This window comes from Peribacillus sp., from assembly GCF_059453735.1.
In genome coordinates this window covers 1-4,837 of the sequence record NZ_JAZVJO010000298.1, presented here as the reverse complement: position 1 = coordinate 4,837, position 4,837 = coordinate 1, and the positions used below count along the sequence as shown (strand labels likewise).

Below are 4,837 nucleotides of genomic sequence, written 5' to 3'. Positions count from 1 at the left end.
CCGGTCTTGCTCAAATTGATGAAGCGAACCATCAGTTAGCTCATTATTTTTATGATCATTCTGCGTTGCTTACTGTGATCCAAGGTTTTTCGCTTGTTGTGGAGGAAGCTGAATATCTGGAGAGGACTTGGAATAAGAGTGAAGGTAAACAGAGGCTGATTCGTGATCAATTTTATCCCGTCTTTGCTGTTTGGCAGGCAGAGGTACAAGAGCAATTAACATCTTATACGATTTCTTAAAAGGTACAGTGGGCGGTTCCCTGCTGTATCTTTATTAGTTTATTCTAACAAATCTTTCTTTCTCTCTGTATTATTGATATAATAAGGTTGTAAGCGATACCAATATTAACTTTCTTTTCTCGACAGGAAGCTTTGAAAATTCGACACATTTCGATAAGTGTTTGTGAAGGATTTCAAAGGGGTAATGTAGAATTATACCTATAGTGCTATTTAAAGGAGGACTAACTTTATGAATTACAACGTTCGTGGTGAAAACATCGAGGTAACTCCAGCAATAAGAGAGTATGTAGAGAAAAAGATTGATAAGCTGGAAAAGTATTTCAGTAATACACCAGAAGCCAATGCAATGGTGAATCTAAAAGTTAACAACAAAACGTCTAAAGTTGAAGTAACAATTCCGATGCCTAATTTGGTACTCCGTGCGGAAGAAGAACATGCAGATATGTATGCTGCGATTGATTTAATCACCGACAAGCTTGAGCGCCAAATCCGTAAACATAAAACCAAAATTAATCGTAAGTTTAGAACGACTACAACGGTTCCTGATACGTTCGCTCCCCTAGAAGCAAGTTTTGAAACGCTTCCTGAGGAAGAAGATGATGAATTAGAAGTAGTTCGTAATAAACGCTTTGATTTGAAGCCGATGGATAGTGAAGAGGCCATTCTTCAAATGAATATGCTGGGCCATAGCTTCTTCGTCTATACTAATGCCGATACCAATACAACAAACGTTGTTTACCGTCGTAAGGACGGGCGTTATGGATTGATTGAACCAAACTGAAGACTACAGGATGGACGCAGTTCTTAACTAGAACTGCGTTTTTTCTATGAATTCTCACTCACCAGATCCCGCTGTACTTCTTTAAGTTTATTGCAGCAATCGGAGCAATTGATCGTCCCTACATCTCTGAATTTGATGTTACGAAGATCTCTTCTGGTCAATTGATAAAATGAATTATAAATCTCTCCGCAGAGACATTTCGTTTGATCTGTAACAACGTGGATGACCTTGGTGGTTGGATGTTCATATGTTGGATAATGCATAAGACAACCCTTCCTAATAATTGTCATAAAAATACACAACGCTGTATATAATTATATCCCTTTGTACCCATTTTTTCATGAGAATATAGTAGTGAATTAGGTACAAAGGACATTTAACCTTAATTTACCTTATTTAAATAAAAATAGTAGATTACTATTTTAATGTATAAAAAATTAATAAAGAGGGTGACAAGATGGAGTTTGATTATCAGTATAAGCCTTATCCTTCCACTCGTGAAACCATTTTTGGGAGAAATGGGATGGTGGCAACTTCTCAGCCGCTCGCGGCACAAGCGGGATTAGACATTTTGAAGAAAGGCGGAAATGCTGTGGATGCAGCGATTGCAACGGCTGCTGCTTTAACCGTTGTTGAACCGACGTCTAATGGAATAGGCGGAGATGCTTTTGCACTTGTATGGATGAAGGACAAGCTTTACGGCTTGAATGCCAGCGGCCCTTCTCCACAATCCATTTCGATTGAAGCGGTGAAAGAACAAGGATATGAGACCATGCCGGCTCATGGAATGATCCCGGTTACAGTCCCTGGGGCACCCGCAGCATGGGCGGAGCTTTCAGAAAAGTTTGGTAAACTTTCTCTTTCAGAAGTCTTGGAACCTGCCATTCAATATGCTGAAGAAGGATACCCGGTCTCACCTGTTCTTGCAGCAAGTTGGAACACAGCCTTTCAACGCTATAAAAAGGAACTGATGACGGAAGAATATGAAGAATGGTTTACGACATTTGCTCCAAATGGTTGTGCACCAAAAGCGGGAGAAATCTGGCGGTCCCCTCATCATGCAGATACGTTAAGAAAGCTGGCTGAATCGAATGGGGAAAGCTTTTACCGTGGAGAGTTAGCTAAGAAGATATCTGATTTTTCAATAAAAAATTATGGTTTTCTTTCGTTGGAGGATTTGAATAGTTATCGACCTCAATGGGTGGAACCGATTTCTGTAAACTACCGTGGGTACGACGTGTGGGAAATTCCACCGAATGGTCAGGGGATTGTGACTCTGTCCGCCTTAAATATTGTTAAAGGTTTTCATTTCACAAAGAAAGAGGCAGTGGAAACTTATCATAAGCAAATCGAGGCGATGAAGCTTGCCTATACGGATGGCAAGGCATTTATCACGGACCCGGATGAGATGACGATCAATGTTGAACAGCTGCTATCACCGGAATATGGCGAAACACGCCGCCATGAAATCGGCGAAGCAGCATTGCTTCCTCAGCCCTATGACCTTCCTAAGGGCGGAACGGTTTATTTAGCAGCAGCCGATAATGAAGGTAATATGGTATCCTTTATTCAAAGCAATTACATGGGATTCGGCTCAGGGATCGTTGTACCAGGAACTGGGATTGCACTGCAAAATCGCGGCTATGACTTTTCGTTGAATCCAGAGCATATAAATGCATTAAAGCCAGGAAAAAAATCTTTTCACACCATCATTCCAGGTTTCTTAACGAAAAATGGTGAAGCGGTCGGTCCATTTGGTGTTATGGGTGGTTATATGCAGCCACAGGGGCATATGCAGGTTATTATGAATACGATTGACTTCCAGTTACATCCTCAAGCTGCTCTTGATGCACCGCGCTGGCAATGGGTAGGTGGAAAGACCATTCAGGTAGAACCTAATTTCCCAAGTGATACCGTGGAGGACTTACGCGAAAGAGGGCATCATATTGAAGTATCCCTTCATTCAGGGACGTTTGGGAGAGGGCAGATTATTTGGCGTGATCACGTAACAGGGGTTCTGCAGGGTGGAACGGAACCACGTACGGATGGCATGGTTGCAGCCTGGTAGAGAATAAGAGAAAAAAAGGTGAGAGCAATGGAACAAAAACAGATCTTTATGGCATTTTTTAGAGTAGGCATGCTTGGTTTCGGCGGCGGACCTGCTGCTATCCCGCTTGTGCAAAAAGAAGTGGTAGATACATATAAATGGATGGATGCGGATGAATTCAGTGACATCCTAGCGCTCGGCAATGCGCTGCCTGGACCAATTGCGACAAAGTTAGCGGGATACATTGGGTATCGAGTTGGCGGCGTATGGGGGATGGTGAATGGCGTACTGGCGACGATTGTTCCGACCATCATTCTGATGATTGTCCTGTTGGTGAGTCTCAATGCCTTTCGTGACCAAGGCTGGGTAAAGGGGATGTCAACTGCTGTTGTACCGGTGGTTGGGGTTATGCTTCTGACGATGACCATTGATTTTATCAAAAAATCAACTGAATCCAGTCTCGGATGGATTTGGACCATTATTTTGATTGTAGTCGGTTTAGTATTAATGGAAGTCCTACAGGTTCATCCTGCGATCTTAATTTTCGCTCTGCTAATCGGAGCCCTGCTGAAGCGGGATGCTAAGGATCGGGGGACAGAAACATGATCTATCTGCAAATATTCTGGGCTTTCTTTATCTCAGGAATACTGGGTTATGGAGGCGGTCCTGCATCGATTCCACTAATTGAAAAAGAAGTGGTGGATCGGTATGAATGGCTGTCGCTTCATGAATTTAGTGAAGTACTCGCCCTAGGGAATGCATTGCCAGGTCCGATTGCTACCAAAATGGCAGGATACATCGGTTTTGAGCAAGCCGGTATTCTAGGAGCAGTCGTGGGCGTGTTTGCTGCAGTGGCACCATCACTGCTCTTAATGATTGGACTCCTTGGTCTTTTGACCAAACATAAGGGCTCGCCAAAGGTTAAACGACTAACGGTTGTCGTGAGACCCGTTATTGCAGTCCTGCTTGGTGTCATGGCCTATGATTTCTTTTTTTCCTCCTATGAAAGCATCGGGATTCTGCAAATGCTGGTAATAGGTCTCATCAGTTATTTACTGATGAATAAATGGAAGGTGCACCCCGCTTATGTAATTGCAGCTGCACTCTTGTATGGTGGACTTTTTCTTTCATGAGTAAAGCCTCTGAGCCAAGCCAGGAGATCCTGGCTTGCGATTCAGGGGCTTTTTCCTATCGTAAAAAGTGAAGCCGACATTCTCCCATTGGAATCGCAGGTTACTTTTTTTTCTTTCTAGGGAACTCTTTTTTAAAGCGGATAAAACTTAAATAGTAACGGAAGTCTTCTTTCGTCACCCCTGTTTGGATAGCTTCAGCAAATAGATCATACCATTCATCATCGAGTATATTAGGAGTTTGAGGCGGAGGTGACATGAGCTCTTCTAATGAAACGTTCAGTAAGGCTGAAATTTTACTTAAAACCTTAATGGAAGGGTTTTGCTGAATACCCCGTTCAATGTAACTCAAATAAGATTTTGAAATATCGGTCTCTTCAGCCATCTTTGTTAACGAGTACCCTTTCTGCATACGAAGCGCGTTTATTTTTTTTCCTATCATTTAAACATCTTTCCTCCTCTCTACTCTGATTATACTCTATTAAGAACGTATAGTTCTTAAAAAAATACAAAAATCTATGTGAAAAAGAGAAAATATGTAAAAACAATAGAATAACGCTAGTTTCCTAAAGAAATTAGCTAATTACGAGAGTTTATCTCATGAAAGGGTTCCATTATACTCAATGTAATTGTTCTTAAA

6 protein-coding genes and 1 pseudogene are annotated in these 4,837 nt (G+C 41.9%); 5 read left to right on the top strand and 2 right to left on the bottom strand.

Translation table 11 applies throughout. From position 1 onward, the window contains the following. A pseudogene (locus AC52RT_RS09515) lies at window positions 1-239 on the top strand (hypothetical protein); the annotation flags it as partial. Window positions 240-468: 229 nt separating this feature from the next. Next, window positions 469-1,020: a ribosome hibernation-promoting factor, HPF/YfiA family gene (gene hpf / locus AC52RT_RS09510; RefSeq protein WP_495540518.1), complete on the top strand. Its 552-nt coding sequence runs from the start codon at window positions 469-471 to the stop codon at window positions 1,018-1,020. A 44-nt stretch (window positions 1,021-1,064) separates the two neighbouring features. Here the strand turns inward: hpf and AC52RT_RS09505 are convergent, their stop codons facing one another. Continuing rightward, window positions 1,065-1,283, bottom strand: coding sequence for a hypothetical protein (locus tag AC52RT_RS09505; protein WP_495540517.1), 219 nt, complete (start codon window positions 1,281-1,283; stop codon window positions 1,065-1,067). Window positions 1,284-1,477: 194 nt separating this feature from the next. On the opposite strand from AC52RT_RS09505, the gene ggt reads away from it, so the two are divergent. The 3 genes from ggt to AC52RT_RS09490 are packed head-to-tail and all read left to right on the top strand — an operon-like array spanning window position 1,478 to window position 4,200. Next, window positions 1,478-3,088, top strand: a complete 1,611-nt coding sequence (gene ggt / locus AC52RT_RS09500) for a gamma-glutamyltransferase (RefSeq protein WP_495540516.1) — start codon at window positions 1,478-1,480, stop codon at window positions 3,086-3,088. A gap of 27 nt (window positions 3,089-3,115) precedes the next feature. Further along, window positions 3,116-3,673 carry a chromate transporter gene (locus AC52RT_RS09495; RefSeq protein WP_495540515.1) on the top strand — a complete coding sequence of 186 codons (558 nt, stop codon included), beginning with the start codon at window positions 3,116-3,118 and terminating at the stop codon, window positions 3,671-3,673. Further along, window positions 3,670-4,200 carry a chromate transporter gene (locus tag AC52RT_RS09490; protein WP_495540514.1) on the top strand — a complete coding sequence of 177 codons (531 nt, stop codon included), beginning with the start codon at window positions 3,670-3,672 and terminating at the stop codon, window positions 4,198-4,200. Before AC52RT_RS09495 ends, AC52RT_RS09490 begins: the two co-directional genes overlap by 4 nt. Before the next feature lie 100 nt (window positions 4,201-4,300). On the opposite strand, the gene AC52RT_RS09485 is transcribed toward AC52RT_RS09490, so the two are convergent. Then, window positions 4,301-4,639, bottom strand: coding sequence for a helix-turn-helix domain-containing protein (locus AC52RT_RS09485; protein ID WP_495540513.1), 339 nt, complete (start codon window positions 4,637-4,639; stop codon window positions 4,301-4,303). Window positions 4,640-4,837 lie beyond the last annotated feature (198 nt).

Coding starts and splice junctions, on each gene's coding strand:
- hpf (WP_495540518.1), top strand. CDS start 469: ATGAATTACAACGTTCGTGGTGAAAACATCGAGGTAACTCCAGCAATA.
- AC52RT_RS09505 (WP_495540517.1), bottom strand. CDS start 1,283: ATGCATTATCCAACATATGAACATCCAACCACCAAGGTCATCCACGTT.
- ggt (WP_495540516.1), top strand. CDS start 1,478: ATGGAGTTTGATTATCAGTATAAGCCTTATCCTTCCACTCGTGAAACC.
- AC52RT_RS09495 (WP_495540515.1), top strand. CDS start 3,116: ATGGAACAAAAACAGATCTTTATGGCATTTTTTAGAGTAGGCATGCTT.
- AC52RT_RS09490 (WP_495540514.1), top strand. CDS start 3,670: ATGATCTATCTGCAAATATTCTGGGCTTTCTTTATCTCAGGAATACTG.
- AC52RT_RS09485 (WP_495540513.1), bottom strand. CDS start 4,639: ATGATAGGAAAAAAAATAAACGCGCTTCGTATGCAGAAAGGGTACTCG.